Origin of the sequence: Billgrantia antri (assembly GCF_017868935.1) — a bacterium.
Taxonomy (GTDB): Bacteria; Pseudomonadota; Gammaproteobacteria; order Pseudomonadales; family Halomonadaceae; genus Halomonas; species Halomonas antri.
In genome coordinates this window covers 759,965-774,798 of sequence record NZ_CP053383.1, presented here as the reverse complement: position 1 = coordinate 774,798, position 14,834 = coordinate 759,965, and the positions used below count along the sequence as shown (strand labels likewise).

At 64.5% G+C, this 14,834-nt stretch carries 20 protein-coding genes; 14 read left to right on the top strand and 6 right to left on the bottom strand.

All coding sequences use genetic code 11. The features are described 5' to 3' along the window. The first annotated feature begins 9 nt into the window (after window positions 1-9). From HNO53_RS03665 to HNO53_RS03645, 5 genes are all read left to right on the top strand, one after another. The gene (locus HNO53_RS03665) at window positions 10-753 is read left to right on the top strand and encodes a carbon-nitrogen hydrolase family protein (protein WP_209476350.1); all 744 of its coding nucleotides are present in this window, start codon (window positions 10-12) and stop codon (window positions 751-753) included. 70 nt (window positions 754-823) lie between these two features. After that, entirely contained in the window at window positions 824-1,888 is a 1,065-nt protein-coding gene (locus HNO53_RS03660; RefSeq protein WP_209476349.1) for a calcium/sodium antiporter, read from the top strand. Window positions 1,889-1,902: 14 nt separating this feature from the next. Further along, window positions 1,903-2,865, top strand: a complete 963-nt coding sequence (locus HNO53_RS03655; protein WP_209476348.1) for an arsenic resistance protein — start codon at window positions 1,903-1,905, stop codon at window positions 2,863-2,865. A gap of 128 nt (window positions 2,866-2,993) precedes the next feature. Next, a complete protein-coding gene (locus HNO53_RS03650) occupies window positions 2,994-3,599 on the top strand; it encodes a cell wall hydrolase (protein ID WP_209476346.1) in 606 nt (201 codons plus the stop codon). 165 nt (window positions 3,600-3,764) lie between these two features. Then, on the top strand, window positions 3,765-3,962 hold the full coding sequence (locus tag HNO53_RS03645) for a hypothetical protein (RefSeq protein WP_209476344.1): 198 nt from the start codon (window positions 3,765-3,767) through the stop codon (window positions 3,960-3,962). Window positions 3,963-4,010: 48 nt separating this feature from the next. Here the strand turns inward: HNO53_RS03645 and HNO53_RS03640 are convergent, their stop codons facing one another. Next, window positions 4,011-4,895, bottom strand: a complete 885-nt coding sequence (locus HNO53_RS03640) for a LysR substrate-binding domain-containing protein (protein WP_209476342.1) — start codon at window positions 4,893-4,895, stop codon at window positions 4,011-4,013. A gap of 158 nt (window positions 4,896-5,053) precedes the next feature. Here HNO53_RS03640 and HNO53_RS03635 point away from each other — a divergent pair, with 158 nt between their 5' ends. Continuing rightward, window positions 5,054-5,377: a hypothetical protein gene (locus tag HNO53_RS03635; RefSeq protein WP_209476340.1), complete on the top strand. Its 324-nt coding sequence runs from the start codon at window positions 5,054-5,056 to the stop codon at window positions 5,375-5,377. 4 nt (window positions 5,378-5,381) lie between these two features. Here the strand turns inward: HNO53_RS03635 and HNO53_RS03630 are convergent, their stop codons facing one another. Beyond that, window positions 5,382-6,281, bottom strand: coding sequence for an arylamine N-acetyltransferase family protein (locus HNO53_RS03630; protein ID WP_209476338.1), 900 nt, complete (start codon window positions 6,279-6,281; stop codon window positions 5,382-5,384). A 174-nt stretch (window positions 6,282-6,455) separates the two neighbouring features. On the opposite strand from HNO53_RS03630, the gene HNO53_RS03625 reads away from it, so the two are divergent. From HNO53_RS03625 to HNO53_RS03605, 5 genes are read left to right on the top strand one after another with little or no spacing between them, the layout of a single operon-like run. Then, window positions 6,456-6,818 (top strand): ArsR/SmtB family transcription factor, encoded by a 363-nt coding sequence (locus HNO53_RS03625; RefSeq protein ID WP_209476336.1) that lies wholly within the window; start codon window positions 6,456-6,458, stop codon window positions 6,816-6,818. After that, complete coding sequence (locus HNO53_RS03620; RefSeq protein ID WP_209476334.1) at window positions 6,811-7,362, top strand: SRPBCC family protein; 552 nt, start codon at window positions 6,811-6,813, stop codon at window positions 7,360-7,362. The genes HNO53_RS03625 and HNO53_RS03620 overlap by 8 nt, the downstream gene beginning before the upstream one ends. After that, a complete protein-coding gene (locus tag HNO53_RS03615; protein ID WP_209476332.1) occupies window positions 7,335-7,763 on the top strand; it encodes a VOC family protein in 429 nt (142 codons plus the stop codon). The genes HNO53_RS03620 and HNO53_RS03615 overlap by 28 nt, the downstream gene beginning before the upstream one ends. After that, window positions 7,760-8,467, top strand: coding sequence for a DUF899 domain-containing protein (locus HNO53_RS03610; protein WP_209476330.1), 708 nt, complete (start codon window positions 7,760-7,762; stop codon window positions 8,465-8,467). The genes HNO53_RS03615 and HNO53_RS03610 overlap by 4 nt, the downstream gene beginning before the upstream one ends. Before the next feature lie 51 nt (window positions 8,468-8,518). After that, on the top strand, window positions 8,519-9,214 hold the full coding sequence (locus tag HNO53_RS03605; protein ID WP_209478499.1) for an aspartate/glutamate racemase family protein: 696 nt from the start codon (window positions 8,519-8,521) through the stop codon (window positions 9,212-9,214). A 26-nt stretch (window positions 9,215-9,240) separates the two neighbouring features. Here the strand turns inward: HNO53_RS03605 and HNO53_RS03600 are convergent, their stop codons facing one another. After that, window positions 9,241-9,444 carry a putative motility protein gene (locus HNO53_RS03600; protein ID WP_209476328.1) on the bottom strand — a complete coding sequence of 68 codons (204 nt, stop codon included), beginning with the start codon at window positions 9,442-9,444 and terminating at the stop codon, window positions 9,241-9,243. Window positions 9,445-9,564: 120 nt separating this feature from the next. Further along, window positions 9,565-10,743 (bottom strand): MFS transporter, encoded by a 1,179-nt coding sequence (locus HNO53_RS03595; RefSeq protein ID WP_209476327.1) that lies wholly within the window; start codon window positions 10,741-10,743, stop codon window positions 9,565-9,567. A 147-nt stretch (window positions 10,744-10,890) separates the two neighbouring features. Here HNO53_RS03595 and HNO53_RS03590 point away from each other — a divergent pair, with 147 nt between their 5' ends. Then, window positions 10,891-11,919 carry an AraC family transcriptional regulator gene (locus HNO53_RS03590; RefSeq protein WP_209476325.1) on the top strand — a complete coding sequence of 343 codons (1,029 nt, stop codon included), beginning with the start codon at window positions 10,891-10,893 and terminating at the stop codon, window positions 11,917-11,919. Then, window positions 11,885-12,421, top strand: coding sequence for a GrpB family protein (locus HNO53_RS03585; RefSeq protein WP_209476323.1), 537 nt, complete (start codon window positions 11,885-11,887; stop codon window positions 12,419-12,421). The genes HNO53_RS03590 and HNO53_RS03585 overlap by 35 nt, the downstream gene beginning before the upstream one ends. A 16-nt stretch (window positions 12,422-12,437) precedes the next feature. Here HNO53_RS03585 and HNO53_RS03580 read toward each other — a convergent pair whose 3' ends face one another. Beyond that, a complete protein-coding gene (locus HNO53_RS03580; RefSeq protein WP_209476322.1) occupies window positions 12,438-12,758 on the bottom strand; it encodes a DUF1330 domain-containing protein in 321 nt (106 codons plus the stop codon). 255 nt (window positions 12,759-13,013) lie between these two features. Here HNO53_RS03580 and HNO53_RS03575 point away from each other — a divergent pair, with 255 nt between their 5' ends. Further along, window positions 13,014-13,829, top strand: a complete 816-nt coding sequence (locus HNO53_RS03575; RefSeq protein ID WP_242597527.1) for a helix-turn-helix domain-containing protein — start codon at window positions 13,014-13,016, stop codon at window positions 13,827-13,829. Here HNO53_RS03575 and HNO53_RS03570 read toward each other — a convergent pair. Next, window positions 13,826-14,833 (bottom strand): zinc-dependent alcohol dehydrogenase family protein, encoded by a 1,008-nt coding sequence (locus HNO53_RS03570; protein ID WP_209476320.1) that lies wholly within the window; start codon window positions 14,831-14,833, stop codon window positions 13,826-13,828. The two genes, HNO53_RS03575 and HNO53_RS03570, sit on opposite strands and share 4 nt — an antisense overlap. Between the last annotated feature and the right edge of the window lies 1 nt (window position 14,834).

Sequence of the window (14,834 nt, the reverse complement as noted above, 5' to 3'; positions counted from 1 at the left end):
AGCGAACCGATGAAGCTATGTGCCGTGCAATACGCCTCGGTTACGGGCGATGTCGAAAGCAACGTGGCGCGCCATGTCGAGTTCGTCGAACTGGCAGCGTCGCATGGCGCCGAGCTGATCTTCTTTCCCGAACTTTCGCTGACCGGCTACGAGCCGACGCTGGCCAAGGACCTGGCCACCCACGAGGAGGACCCGCGGCTGGACGTTTTCCAGCGCCTGAGCGATACCCATGGCATCGTGATCGGTGCCGGCCTGGCGCTGGTCACCTCACGCAAGCCGCGTATCGGCATGGTGGTTTTCCAGCCCCAAACGGGGCGCCACGCCTATGCCAAGCAGCGGCTGCATGAGGACGAGCTGCCCTACTTCTCCCCCGGCGAACGGCCAATGCTCATCGAAACCCGCGAGCACCGCCTGGCGCTGGCGATCTGCTATGAGTCGCTGCAGCCCGACCATGCCGCCACGGCGGCGAGCCTTGGCGCGGATGTGTATCTCGCCAGCGTGGCCAAGCAGCCGCAGGGAATGGATGAGGCATACGCCTACTACGCCACTTTCGCCCGCGAACACGCCATGACGATTCTCTTGGCAAACTGCGTGGGGCCTTGCGACGGCGACACCGGCGGCGGCCGCTCGGCAGCATGGAACGATCGCGGTAGTTACGTCGCCGCGCTCGACGGCTTGCAAGAAGCGATCCTCATGCTCGACACTGCGACTCTGAGCACGCAAGTGCTGGCTCCCGCTTCGCCGGCGGCATAGCGCTTCTCTTCAAGGCCGTAACCGGCCCGTTTGGAAACGCCCCCTCCCCCAAGTAAATGGAATTGATCGAATGCTGACAATGCTGCTGCTGTTGGTCGGTCTTGCGCTCTTGATCGTCGGCGCGGAGGGCCTCGTTCGGGGCGCGTCGCGCCTGGCTGCGCAGGTGGGAATCTCACCATTGATCATCGGGCTTACCGTAGTGGCCTTCGGCACCAGCGCTCCGGAGCTCGTCGTCAGTATCAAGGCTTCCCTCGATGACCAGGCGGGAATCGCCATCGGCAACGTGGTGGGCAGCAACATCTTCAACGTGCTGTTCATCCTGGGCATTTCGGCGCTGATCGTGCCACTCGCGGTCGCCCAGCAGCTGATCCGCCTGGATATCCCGCTGATGATCGGTATCTCGCTGCTCATGCTGCTGCTGGCGCTGGATGGCAGCATCGGCCGGGTGGACGGCGGGCTGTTGTTCCTGGGGCTGGTCGCCTATACCGGCTTCCTGCTTTGGCAGGGGCGGCGCCAGTCAGCGCCCGACGAGCCGGAGACCAGCGAGGAGAAAAGCCATCATTGGGGGCGCGACTTACTATTCGTCGCCGGTGGGCTCGCCATGTTGGTGGCCGGCTCGCGCCTGTTCGTCGATGCTGCGGTCACATTGGCCACCTGGCTCGGCGTCAGCGAACAGGTGATCGGGCTGACCGTGGTCGCCGCCGGCACGTCGCTGCCCGAAGTCGTCACCTCGATCGTCGCAGCCCTGCGTGGCCAGCGCGACATCGCCGTGGGCAACGTGGTCGGCAGCAACATCTTCAACCTGCTCGGCGTGCTCGGCCTGGCCGGCCTGATCGCTCCAACCGGCATTGCCGTGACCGATGCCATGCTCAGCCTCGACATCCCGGTGATGCTTGCCGTGGCCGTTGCCTGCCTGCCGATCTGTTTCACCGCCAGCGCCATCAACCGTTGGGAAGGCGCCGTGCTGCTGGGCTACTACGTGGCCTACACCACTTACCTGATCCTGGCCGCCACCCATCACGATGCCCTGGCCGGCTTCAGTACGCTGATGCTCTATTTCGTGCTGCCGATTACCGCCCTGACGCTCACCGTGCTGGCGGTTCCGGAGCTGCGGCGTACAGCGAAAAGGGCGTAAGAGGGCCGCCGGCTTTGACTCGCCAGACGCTCGAGAAGTATCAAGTCTTGGTCTATCTGGCGTGCATCGCCCTGGGCCTGATGATGGGCACGGCCCTGCCGGAGCGGGTTGGCGTGTTGGAAGCGTTGCTGTGGCCGCTGATGGGGGCGTTGCTCTATGCCACCTTCACCCAGGTGCCGCTGACGCAACTGCGCGTCGCATGGCGTGATCCGCGCTTTCTCGCTGCGGCCGTGGTGGGCAACTTCGTCCTGCTGCCCCTCGTTGCGTGGGGCTTGTCGAGCCTGTTCGCCGCCGAGCCGGCGGTTCGCTTGGGCATGCTGCTGGTCCTGCTGGTGCCCTGCACCGACTGGTTCATCACCTTCTCACATCTGGGAGGAGGCAATGCGCGCCATGCAATCGCCTTTGCCCCGATCAGCCTCTTGCTGCAAATCGCGCTGCTGCCCGTCTATCTCTGGCTGTTCCTGGATGAAAGCCTGCACCTCGCCATGGTACAGCGCGAGATGCTGCAAGCTTTTGCCGGGCTGATTCTGCTACCGTTGCTGCTGGCCTTCGTGACCGAACGCTGGGCCCGGGGGCAGCGCCAACGCGAAGCGGGTGTCGAGCGGCTGGGGTGGCTGCCGGTACCGTTGCTGGCGCTGGTGGTGTTTTCCATCGCTGCCACGCAAGCCGGTGTCGTCACCGATTCGTTGCCCGAACTCGGTGGGCTGCTGCTGGCCTTCGTCTCCTTCCTGATCCTCGCGACGCTGCTGGCTCGCCTGCTGGCCCAAGTGTTCGAGCTGCCCAATACCCAAGGGCGCGTGCTGGTTTTCAGCCTGGGCACGCGCAACTCCTTCGTCGTGCTGCCCCTGGCACTCTCTCTCCCCGCTTCCTACGAGCTGGCAGTGGTTGCCGTCGTGTTTCAGTCGCTGGTCGAGCTTATCGGCATGGCGCTCTTCCTGTGGTGGGTACCGCGGCGGCTCTTTCCCACGGCGCCTTGATGCTGGCGCGCTCCCGCGAGCCGCCCTGGCTTCGCGCACGGGTATCGACAGGCAGCTATACTCGTTACGTTACGTACTGCCTCGTTACGCCATGGTACCGAACCATGCGATCCTCAAGGGTTTTGCCCATGCCTGTTTACCGAAATCTCGGCTGGCTCCTTCTCGCCCTGCCACTGACCGCGCTGGGGACAGTCGACCCCCAACCGCAGGAGGTCGAGGCAAAGGCCGAGGTGCTGGAGCAAGTGGTGGCGCCCGATGTAGAGGTCACCCAGCCGGTGGAACCGCTCAGTGAGCAGGAGGTAGAAGTGATCGACCCGGAGGGCAGCGACCCATTGGAAGAGCCGGTCACCTGTCTGGCGCGCACCATTTACTGGGAAGCGAAGGGCGTGCCGGGCCTCGACATGGAATCGGTGGCCAACGTGGTGATTAACCGCCTGGCCAGCGAAGAGTTTCCCAATACCGTCTGCGAAGTGGTGAAGCAGGGCTCCGAGCAGAGCCCCTGCCAGTTCTCCTGGTGGTGCGACGGCCGCCCCGACGACGTAGTGGAAGACGACGCCTACGAAATTGCCAAGGAGGTCGCGCGCCGAGCCCTCAACCAGCAGCTTCCCGACCATACCGACGGGGCTCTCTACTTCCACGACCGAACCGTACATCCGCCGTGGGCGAACGAATTCCTGCTCACCTCCGAGACCGAAGCCTTTATCTTCTATCGTCCCAACGACACCGCAAATTGACGGTGCCTTTACCTATCGGTGCAAAGTGATACGGTTCCGGGCCGGATGCCGTTTGACGCAGCGCGACGTAAGCAACCACCCTAGTGTTACAAGAACGAAAAAGGCAGTCGGATAACGACAACAAGACAGCCCCGCAGGGGCGGTACGATTAGGAGGTACGCACGCATGTTTGTCTCACTCATACCCCGCACCGCCGCCGTTTCCGATACTCTGCATGAAGCGGATATCGAAGCGTTGCTCGATGGTTTGATGAGCGACAAAGGCCTGAACCGGCAAGAGCGCGACGAACTACTCGACCTGCTGATTCTGGAGCGGGCGGAGATCAAGCGTCAGCTCAACCGTCTGCGCACCGAGCAGGCCTGATCGCCCAGTGGCCTCGCGCTACCGAGCCACAGCGTCAGGCCCTATCGCTCAGTAGTGGCGAAAGGCGGCCATCACATGCCCCACCAAGGTTTCGCCGGCCTGGTTGAGGCCGGTCCGCTTGACCAGCGTCAGCTGGTACTCACCCAGCGCGGGCAACTGGTCGGGATCGATGCGCCGCAGCGGTGGGCGCACCAGACTCTGCGGGAAGGGGGAAACCGCCAGGTCGGCAAGCATGGCCGCCTCCTGGCCGGCGCAGTGCTCGCAGGAGTAGGCGATGCGAAAGCTGATTCCGGCCCGATTCAGCGCTTCCAGCGCCATGCCTCGCCAGGCACAGCCCTGGTGCGCCAGGGCCACCGGTAGCGGCGAGCGCTGGGCGGCCACGCCCCCTTCCCGTCCCACCCATACCAGCGGCTCGCTGTGGACGATCTCACCGCGCGCCTCCTGCCCGGGATTGCCAGCGGTGACCAGCACCAGATCGAGCTCGCCGGCATCCAACCGGGCGAGCATCTCCCGGCTGCTACCGACCACCACATCGACCTGCACCGCCGGGTGCGAGCGTGCGAACTGCGCCAATACCCCGGGCAGGATGCGTGAACCCACATCGTCGGTGGTACCGAAACCCAGCCGGCCCGCCACCTTGGGCGCCAGAAACTGCGTTACCGCCTCCTCGTTGAGCGAAAGCAGGCGTCGGCCATAGCCGAGCAGCACTTCTCCTTCCGGCGTCAGCCGCACCTGACGGGCTTCACGCACGAACAGCGCCTGCCCAAGCGTCTCCTCCAGTCGCTTGATCTGCATGCTCAGCGCCGAAGGTGTGCGAAACACCTGGCGTGCGGCCCGGGTGAAGCTGCCGCATTCGGCGATGGCGACGAAGGTACGCAACACATCGGTATCGAGCAGCGGCGTGGCGGCATTGGAAAGCGCGGCTTGAGTCATTGGCCTATCCTTCAATTTTTCTTAAAAGACAATGTAGACCTTTTCGCTGGATTGATCCATCAAGCCGAGCCAAGCTCTCTTTCAAGAGGTCGCGACCCTCCCTTCACCCGAAAAAATGACGGCAGCCGCTCCGGCGGATGCCCGCCAGGAGGTGCGACATGAGTCAGTACGAACCGCTGCGCCAGCCCCAGCCAACCGCCAGCAAGCGCCCTGCCCCACCACCACGGCCCGACTTCTACATGCCGGCCATGCCCCCGCTGGGGCTGATTCATGCACTCGAGACCAAGTGGTGGGAGTACCGTCGTCGGCAGCAATTTCGCCAGCGCTTCCTGCATCTGCTGGCCTACGACGACCACATGCTCGAGGACATGGGGCATTGCCGTGAGGACATCCTATGGGCCTTGCGCCTGCCGCTGAAGGACGACGCCACAGAAGCGCTGATGCGCCGTCGGGCGATGCGCAAGGTACAGCAACGGAGCTGATCGCTCAGGTGCCAAGCTGCTCGCCTTCTGAGGACGCTTCGGTGAGGGCCTCGGCGCGCCGCAGCAGGAGGCGCTCCTGCTGCGGCGCCAATGCCAGGCCGAAGCGCTCGCGCAGCACACCGGGCAGCTCGCCGGCAGCGATCCGCCGAAGCTCCGGTGGCTCGCCCGGGCGGAAGGTCTTCAGCTCAAGGTCGGTCAGCGCAAACCGTACCTCCGCGCCGTTGTGCTGAGCCACGATTCGCCGCACGAAGGGCGATGCGGGATGATGAGATGCCAGATAGTTGTATTCGGCGGAGTCGGCGCGATAGGTGAGTTCGTCACTGAACTGGTAGATGTTGAACCACTCACCGAGGCGCTTATGACGCAGCAGCCAGTATCCCAGCGGCGAGCGCTCCAGGCGATACTCCCAGGGGCCGTGACTCACCTCGTTGCCGGCTTCGAGCAGGATCGGCTCACGCGGGCCGACGTTGCCGACGCCGACATCGACCATCCAGTCGCGGTCTTCCGATTTTACCACCAGCATCGTATGACCGAGCGGGGTGACGACGTTCGCATCCTCGCCCATCAGCATTCTCGCGTTGCGCCCCGCGACCTCGAAGCCGAGCCGATCCAGTACCGTGGCAAACAGCGTGTTGTGCTCATGGCAGTAACCACCGCGCCGACGCCGGACCAGCTTCTCCTGCAGGCTCCCCAGGTCGATGCGGATCTCGCCGCCGGTGACGACATCAAGGTTCTCGAAAGGCACCGCGGCGAGATGCGCCTGCTGGAGCCCCCTCAAGGTTTCCAGGTCAGGGGACAGCGGTCCCCGATAATCGATGCGGGTCAGGTAGGCCTCGAGATCGAGCGCCGGGGTCTCCCACCGGGTCGATTCATGAAGGGGATGTTCGGTCGTGGCAGCCTGCATGACGCTCTCCTTTTTCGCTCAAGGGCAATCGTTAAGCGCAGGCTAATACCTCAAGTTGACTTCAGGTAAAGAGAACGAATTTCTATCGGCCTTATAGTCTTTGCGATGCCAGCTCCTGGCCCATTATTCAACCTAGTGGTTGACAATTGGCTGAGCCCCAACTATTTACACCCTATGGTTGAACATGACGACGCACACCTGGACCGGGTTTTCCACGCCCTGGCCGATCCGACTCGACGCGCCCTGCTCGAACGGCTGGCGGCCGGTGAGCGCAAGGTCGGCGAGCTGGCCGCGCCGTTCGCCATGTCGCTGGCCGCCGTTTCCAAACACGTGCGCGTGCTGGAGCAAGCGGGGCTGCTGGAACGACGCATCGAAGGACGGACCCACTACTGTCGGCTGCGGCCTGAGCCACTGGCCGAAGCGGAACAGTGGCTGAGCTTCTACGAAGGCTTCTGGGACGCGCGACTTAACGCACTGGAAGCGGCGCTGAAGGCCGCCCCAGGCAGCGACCTGACAAAGGAGGGGCAAGATGGATGACAGCGACTACGGCGAGAAGATTGCCGAAGAGAGCATCCGCTTCGAGCGCCTGCTGCCGGGGCCGATCGAACGGGTCTGGGCCTACCTTACCGAATCCGACAAGCGTGGCCTATGGCTCGCTCCCGGCACCATGGAGCTGCGACGGGGTGCCTCCTTCTCCCTGCACTTCCACAATAGCGAGCTGACACCCGACAGAACGCCACCCTCCGAACGCTTTCGCCAGTATGACCGCAGCTTCACCACGCAGCACCAGGTGCTGCGCTGCGAACCGCCACACTTGCTTGTCTGGACCTGGGGCGGCGGCAACGAAGCCCCTTCGCAAGTCACCTTCGAGCTCAGCGAGGCCGGCGGCCAGGTGCGCCTGGTCGTGACGCACCGTCGTCTCGCCGATGACGACACCCGGGTTACCGTGGCCAGCGGCTGGCATACCCACCTCTCCATTCTCGAGAACGTGCTGCAGGGCGAGCGTCCCGTCCCCTTCTGGCCCACGTTCGAAAACCTGGAGGAGGAGTACCGATGCCGAATCACATCGCCCCGCAGCTGATGTTCGAAGGCAATGCCGAGCAGGCGATGCGTTTCTATGTCTCGCTGTTCGACGACTCCGAGATCGTCCGGCTCGAGCGCTACGGTCCCGATGGACCGGGCAAGGAGGGCAGTGTCGTGCAGGCCGAATTCACCCTGGCGGGCCGGCGCTACAGCTGTATCGACAGCCACATCCAGCATCCCTTCAGCTTTACGCCCTCTATCTCGCTGTTCATTGAATGCGAAAACCGCGAAGAGTTCGAGCGCCTGCTCGAGCAACTGTCGGAACAGGGTGAAATGCTGATGCCGCCAGACAACTACGGTTTCAGCACGCGCTTCGCCTGGCTCAACGACCGCTTCGGCGTCTCTTGGCAGCTAAATCTGGGAACAACACGACCTGGCCTGAGCGGAGAAGCGCCATGACCCAGTCTTTTGCCCTGCCCCCCATCGTCTCGATGGATGAGTGGCAGGCAGCACTCGAACGCCAGACCGCCAAGGAAAAGGAGTTCACTCGTGCTCGCGACAAATTGAACGCCGCCCGGCGCCGTTTGCCGATGGTCGAGGTGCGGTCCGACTACGTCTTCGACGGGCCACGAGGAAAGGCCACCCTGCTCGATCTGTTCGAGGGGCGCCGCCAACTGATCGTCTATCATTTCATGTTCGGCCCCGACTGGGAGGCCGGCTGCGACGGCTGTTCCTGGGTGGTGGACGCCATGACCCACCCCGCCCACCTGAACGCCCGCGATACCACCCTAGTGCTGGTCTCCCGGGCGCCGCGGGAGAAACTGCTACGCTATCAGGCGCGCATGGGCTGGCAGCACCCGACGTGGTATTCATCACTAGGAAGCGATTTCAACCAGGACATGGGCGTGACGAGCTGCAACTGCCATGCTCCGGATGCCGATCGCGGCGAACGCCATGGCATCAGCGTCTTTTTGCGTGACGGTGAACGTGTCTTTCGCACCTATTTCAGCGGCAAGCGCGGCGTGGAATACCTCGGCAGCCTGTGGTCCTACCTGGACCTGACGCCCTACGGCCGCCAGGAGATCTGGGAAGACTCACCACCGGGCTGGCCGCAAACGCCGCCCTACGTGTGGAACCGCCGGCACGACGAGTACGAGACGTGACCACGCGTACGGCGAGCCAGGAAACAACGACAATAGAGGGAAACCATGACCATGAAGACCATCGGCCTGCTCGGCGGCATGAGCTGGGAATCCACCGTCAGCTACTACCGGGCGCTCAACGAAGGGGTAAAGGCCGCCCTGGGCGGACTGCACTCGGCCAAGCTGTGCCTGTACAGCGTCGACTTCGCCGAAATCGAAAGGCTGCAGCACGCCGGCGACTGGGACGCCACCGCCGAGATCCTGTGCCAAGCCGCCCGCAGCGTGGAAGCCGGCGGTGCCGACTTCCTGCTGATCGGCACCAACACCATGCACAAGGTCGCCCCGCAGGTGGCCGAAGCGGTCTCGATCCCGCTGCTGCATATCGCCGATGCCACGGCACAGCGACTCGCTGGTGACGGCATTCGTCGCGTCGGCCTGCTTGGCACCCGCTTCACCATGGAGCAGGACTTCTACAAGGGGCGGATCGCCGAAGGCTTCGGCATCGAAGTACTGGTACCCGACGAGACGCAGCGCAGCCTCGTGCACGAGGTGATTTATCACGAGCTGTGCCTGGGGCAGGTAAAGGAGGCGTCGCGTCAGCGCTACCTGGAGATCATCCAATCGCTACGCGAGAGGGGCGCCGAGGCGGTGATCCTCGGCTGTACCGAAATCGCCCTGCTGGTGCAGCAGGGCCATACCGAGGTGCCGCTCTACGACACCACGGCCATACACGCCGAAGAAGCGATCAAATGGGCGCTGAAAAAATAGGCTTCGCCTGCAGTCTGCGAATAAGCCTAGGCGTAGGTATTGATATGGGTGCCTACCATTCCTTCGTTGGCCAGCTGCGGTGCCACCGAAGCTGAAGACATCAGGGCAGCAACCTGATCCTTCTGCATGTCCAGGGCTTCCTTGTAGACCTCCAACTGCACCTGCTGCGCGGCCTGGGCCTGCTGCATGATCATCGACTGGCCCACGATGGCGTTGACGGCTGAATCCATGTCCGTTTCTCCTGTTCTTGGTTCTTCTGTACTCCCAAGCTAACAGCGAATGGGGGCAATGGCAAAAAAGCGCAGCCCACCGAGACGTGCCGCGCTTTTTGATAGCCTTCAAGCTTAAGCTTAGGCAGTGGCCAACGGCCGCGTTCTCACGCCCATTACAATCATCAGCGCGGCCAGCAGCAGCACCGCACCGCTGGCGGCGAACACGTTGAGGGCTCCACCCAGGTCGAAGATAAGTCCCCCCGCAGCCGCCCCGGTGGCGATCGCCAGGTTGATGGCGGCCACCAACAGGCCGCTGGCACTTTCGGCCTCATCGGGCACCGTGCGGGTGAGCCAGGTCGACCACGCCACGGGTATGGCACCGAAGGCCAGGCCCCACACAGCCACCAGCGCGGCATCGGTGGCCGGCGTGCTTTCCAGCACCACCAGTGCCACCCCGAGCATGCCCATCAGCAGCGGCATCGAGATCATGGTCAGGCGCAGGCTGCGCTCGACCATCCAGCCGCCCAGGTAATTACCCGCGAAATTGGCTACGCCGAAGCCCAGCAGAATGGTGGCCACACCGCTCACGCCAACGCCGGTCACGGTCTCGAGAAACGGCCGAATGTAGGTGAAGAAGGCAAAGTGGCCGGTGAAGACCAGGGCCGCGGCCAGCATGCCCAGGCCGACCCGCGGCCGCATCAGCACGTCGAACAGGGTGCGCAGGCGGGTCATGCCGCTGGGTGCCATGCGCGGCAGGGTGAGGAATTGCACGATCAGCGCCAGCACGCCCAGCAGCGCCGCCATGCGGAACACGTCGCGCCAGCCGAGCAGGTCACCGAAGTAACTGCCCAGCGGGGCCGCGGCGATGGTCGCGGCGGAAACGCCGCTGAACATGATCGACAGCCCCCGCGGCACCAGATCCTCGGGGACCAGGCGCATCATGGTGGCGATCGACATGGTCCAGAACCCGCCCAGCGCCATGCCCAGCAGCACGCGACCAAGCAGCAGCACCGTCAGATTGGGGGCAAAGGCTACCATCAGGTTCGAGGCCACCAGCAGTGCTGAAAAGCCCAGCAGCACATGTCGCCGATCGATGCGCCGGGTGGCGGTCGAGATCAGCAGGCTGGTCAGCAGCGCCACCGCGGCGGTGGCCGTTACCGCCTGGCCCGCCATGCCTTCGGTAATACCCAGGTCTGCCGCCATGGGCGTCAGCAGGCTGGCGGGCAGGAACTCCGCCGTGACCAGCCCGAACACACCGAGGGCCATCGAAACGACTGCCCCCCAAGCGGGCCTGGCCCGCTGTGCTAACTCGTTCATCGTTCGTTCTCCTTTCCTAGAGAAGCGTTCGTCAGGAACGAGAAGACTAGAGCGAGCACTTCGGACGTTCTATATTAAAAGCTCTTGAATGTTTGATCATTCGTCCGATTCGAATAAAAAGCGTATAAAGACAGCGAGGAACGCGAGATGCCTAAGCCGGAATTGCCCAGCGACCTGGTCAGCGAGCTGCTGCTCGGCATGCGCCTGCGCGGCATTGCCTATCGCCGTATCCAGCTCTCGCCCCCTTTGGGGGTGGAGTTCGGTCAGGTGGAGGGCTGGGCGCAGTTCCACTTCGTGGCCCGCGGCCCCGTCTACCTGCGCAGCCCAAGCGGCAGCGTTCATACCCTCTCGACCGGCGATGCGCTATTGCTGCCTCGCGGCGGCCTGCATGCCCTGCTCTCCACCCCCGATCAGCCGGCCCAGGACATCGCCGCCTTCGAAAGCGCCAGGCTGTGCGAGGCGGTCAGTGCGATCCGCGCCTGCCCGAAGGGCTGCACGCTCGACGGCGCCCTGACCTTCAGCGGCTGCATGGAGTTCGACCTGGGTAGCATGCATGCACTGGTCTCGCTGATGCCCGAGGTGATGTACGTCGGCACCTTGCTCGAGCGCCAGCCCGAGATATTGCCCATGCTCGAGGCCATGGAGCGCGAGGCGAGAAGTGAACGCGCCGGCTACGCCGCCATCCTGGCTCGGCTTGCCGACGTGATGGCCGCATTCATCGTGCGGGGCTGGGTGGAGTGCGGCTGCGGCGATGCCACCGGCTGGATAGAGGCCCTGCGCGATCCGCGCCTAGGGCGCGTCATCGCCGCTCTGCATCGCGAGCCGGGGCGCAACTGGACGGTAGCCGAACTCGCCGCCGAGATGGGCAGCTCGCGCTCGGTATTCGCCGAGCGCTTCCTGGCGGTAACGGGCATGACCCCGCACCGCTACGTGACAGAGCTGCGCATGCGTCTGGCGGTCCAGTGGATCGGCCGCGAGCGCCAACCGATCGAAACCGTCGCCTACCGCCTGGGCTATGGCAGCGCGGCCGCCTTCAGCCGCGCCTTCAAGCGCATCCACGGCTACCCGCCCGGGGCGCTGCGCCAGCAACACGAGGCCAGAACGGATGCGCCCACGTATGAACCCACCGCCAGGAGCCCCCATGAACGAAGCCCAGTCGCTACAGCGGGCCATTGATGAACCGGTGCATCTGGCGGAGTACGACCCTGGCTGGCCGGCACGCTTCAATACCGAGCGCACGCGTCTCCTCGAGCGCTTCCCGGCCGAGCTGCTCGACGTGCAGCACATCGGCAGCACCGCCATTCCCGGCATGCCGGCCAAGCCCATCATCGACATCATGGCCGGGGTCGCTTCCATGGCCATGGCCGAGGCCCTGTTCGAGCCAATTCTTGATCACGGCTACGTGACCTCAGTCGAGTTCAACGTCAGCCTGACCGACCGCCGCTGGTTCATGCGCCACGCCAAAGGCCGCCGCACCCACCACCTGCACGTAGTGGTGCACGGCGACGACCTGTGGCACCAGCGGTTGGCTTTTCGCGACGCCCTGCGCACCGATGCGGCGCTGGCCACTCGCTATGCCGCTCTCAAGCGCGAACTGGCTTCCCGCCACCAAGCGGACCGCGAAGCCTATACCCTGGCCAAGGGAGACTTCATGCGCTCGTTCGTCGAATCGGGCTGACATCGCTCGCAACCCTTCAGCCGAGAATATCGATGCCCCGGTGCCCTTCCGGCACACCTTCCACCAGGATCACGTCGCCCACGGCATTGGCGGTGCGTAGCGGCAGGATGCGCCGGTAGGCCTTGGAGCGATACCAGGCCCGGGCACGCTCCAGGCTGGGGAAACCGAGCATGATCGTATCGCCCTGCCAGTTGCCTTCCAGCACCTCGGTGGGGCCGCCGTGGATCAGGTAGCGACCGCCGTAGGGCGCCAGGGTGGCATCGATCTTCTCCAGGTACTCGACGATCTCCGGGCCCATGGTGACGTCTTGCAGGCGGGCGATGGCGTAGGCGGTCATGGCAATGCTCCTGTGGTGGGTTTCGCCATCAGCTTCACCCACCGCGCAGAGCCTGGCGATTACCTGCGAGGTAATGGCCAGGCATATCGCTTGGCGCTAAGGAAATGCTGGACAAATAGCCGAGCGAGATGAAGCGCAAGGCGCACGGAGCACAGGAACCGGAGCATATGGGGTATATGTGAGGATTCCGCGCACCGCGCAACGCAGCGATTCGCTTGTGTAGGCATTTGCGCAGTGTTTCCCTAATCTGGTGCCATGACCACGAACTCCCCCACCCCAGGGCAGCTGTTGAAGGAGTGGCGCCAGCGGCGGCGGCTGAGCCAGCTTGCACTCGCCGCCGAGGCCGACATCTCCCAGCGCCACCTGAGCTTCGTCGAATCCGGCCGCGCCACGCCCAGCCGGGAGATGCTGCTGCGCCTGGCGGAGCAACTGGGCGCTCCCTTGCGCGAACGCAACCGACTGCTGCTCGCCGCCGGTTACGCCCCGGCCTTCGGCGAACGCGGCATCGACGCGCCCGAATTCGAAACGATCCGCGGCGTGATCGAGCGGCTGCTGGCGAGCCATGCCCCCTACCCGGCGCTGGCCGTCGACCGCCACTGGCACCTGCTGCTGGCCAATCGACCGCTCGGAGCGATGCTCGACGGCATCGACGCTGAACTGCTGAAGCCCCCGGTCAACGTGCTGCGGCTTACGCTGCATCCCCGCGGGCTCGCGCCACGCATCCGCAACTTCCGCGAGTGGCGTGCCCACATTCTCGAGCGCCTGGCACGGCAGGCCGAGACGACCGCAGACCCGGCGCTCATCGAACTCGCCGAGGAGCTGAAGGGTTATCCGGTACCCGCCGGGGCACGCCCCCATCTGGCGAGGGCGACATCAACCCACGGCGGCATCGTCGTGCCGCTGGAGCTGGAGATGCCGGATGGCCGCGTGCTGTCGCTGTTGAGCACCACCACGGTGTTCGGTACGCCGCTCGACATCACCCTGGAGGAGCTCGCCATCGAGTCGTTCTTCCCGACGGACGCGGCTACCCAGGAAGTGCTGCAGCAGTTGGCGGCGGCCTCCTCCGGCTAGAAGGAAAGACAGATCTTGCCGAAGTGCTTCCCCGCCTCCTCATGGCGGAAGGCGTCGGCGATCTCTTCCAGAGAAAAACGACTGTCGATGATCGGACGTACGCCGCTGGCTTCGATGCCACGCACCATCTCCTGCTGGTGGATACGGCTGCCGACGATCAGCCCCTGCAGACGCGCCTGCTTGGCCATCAGCTTGGCGGTGGGCACTTCGCCGCCGCGCCCAGTCAGCACGCCGATCAGCGAGATATGACCGCCGATGCGCACGGCGTCGATGGACTGCGGCAGCGTACCCGGCCCGCCGACCTCGATAATATGGTCAACGCCCTGGCCGTCGGTCAGCGCCTTCACCTTCCTGCCCCACTCCGGCTCGGCCTTGTAGTTGAGGGTGTGATCGGCGCCGAGCTGCTTGAGTCTTTCGATCTTGGCGTCGGAAGACGAGGTGGAAATCACCCTTGCCCCCATCGCCTTGGCGAACTGCAGGGCGAAGATGGAAACGCCGCCGGTGCCCAGGGTGAGGATGGTGTCGCCGGCCTTGAGGTTGCCGTCCACCACCAGCGCGCGCCAGGCGGTGAGGCCCGCCGTGGTCAGCGTCGCGGCTTCCTCGTGACCGTAGCCCCGTGGCGCATGGGTGAACCAGGTGGCCGGACGAATCACCTGCTCGCGGGCGTAGCCATCGACACCGTCGCCGGGGGTGGTCTTGAAATCACCGACCCGCGCCGGCCCGTCCAGCCAGTAGGGAAAGAAGGTAGAAACCACCGCATCGCCAACGGCGAACTCCTCGACGCCCTCGCCCACGGCCTCGACCACGCCCGCACCGTCGGACATGGGAATGCGGCCATCCTCGGTGGGCATCTTGCCGGCCACCACGCCGTAGTCATGGAAGTTGAGCGAGCTGGCATGCACGCGTACGCGTATCTCGCCAGGCCCCGGTTCACCCGGCGCCTCGCGCTCGCCGACTTGCAGCTGGTCCAGCCCACCTGGGCTCTTCAAGGTCACGACTTTCATC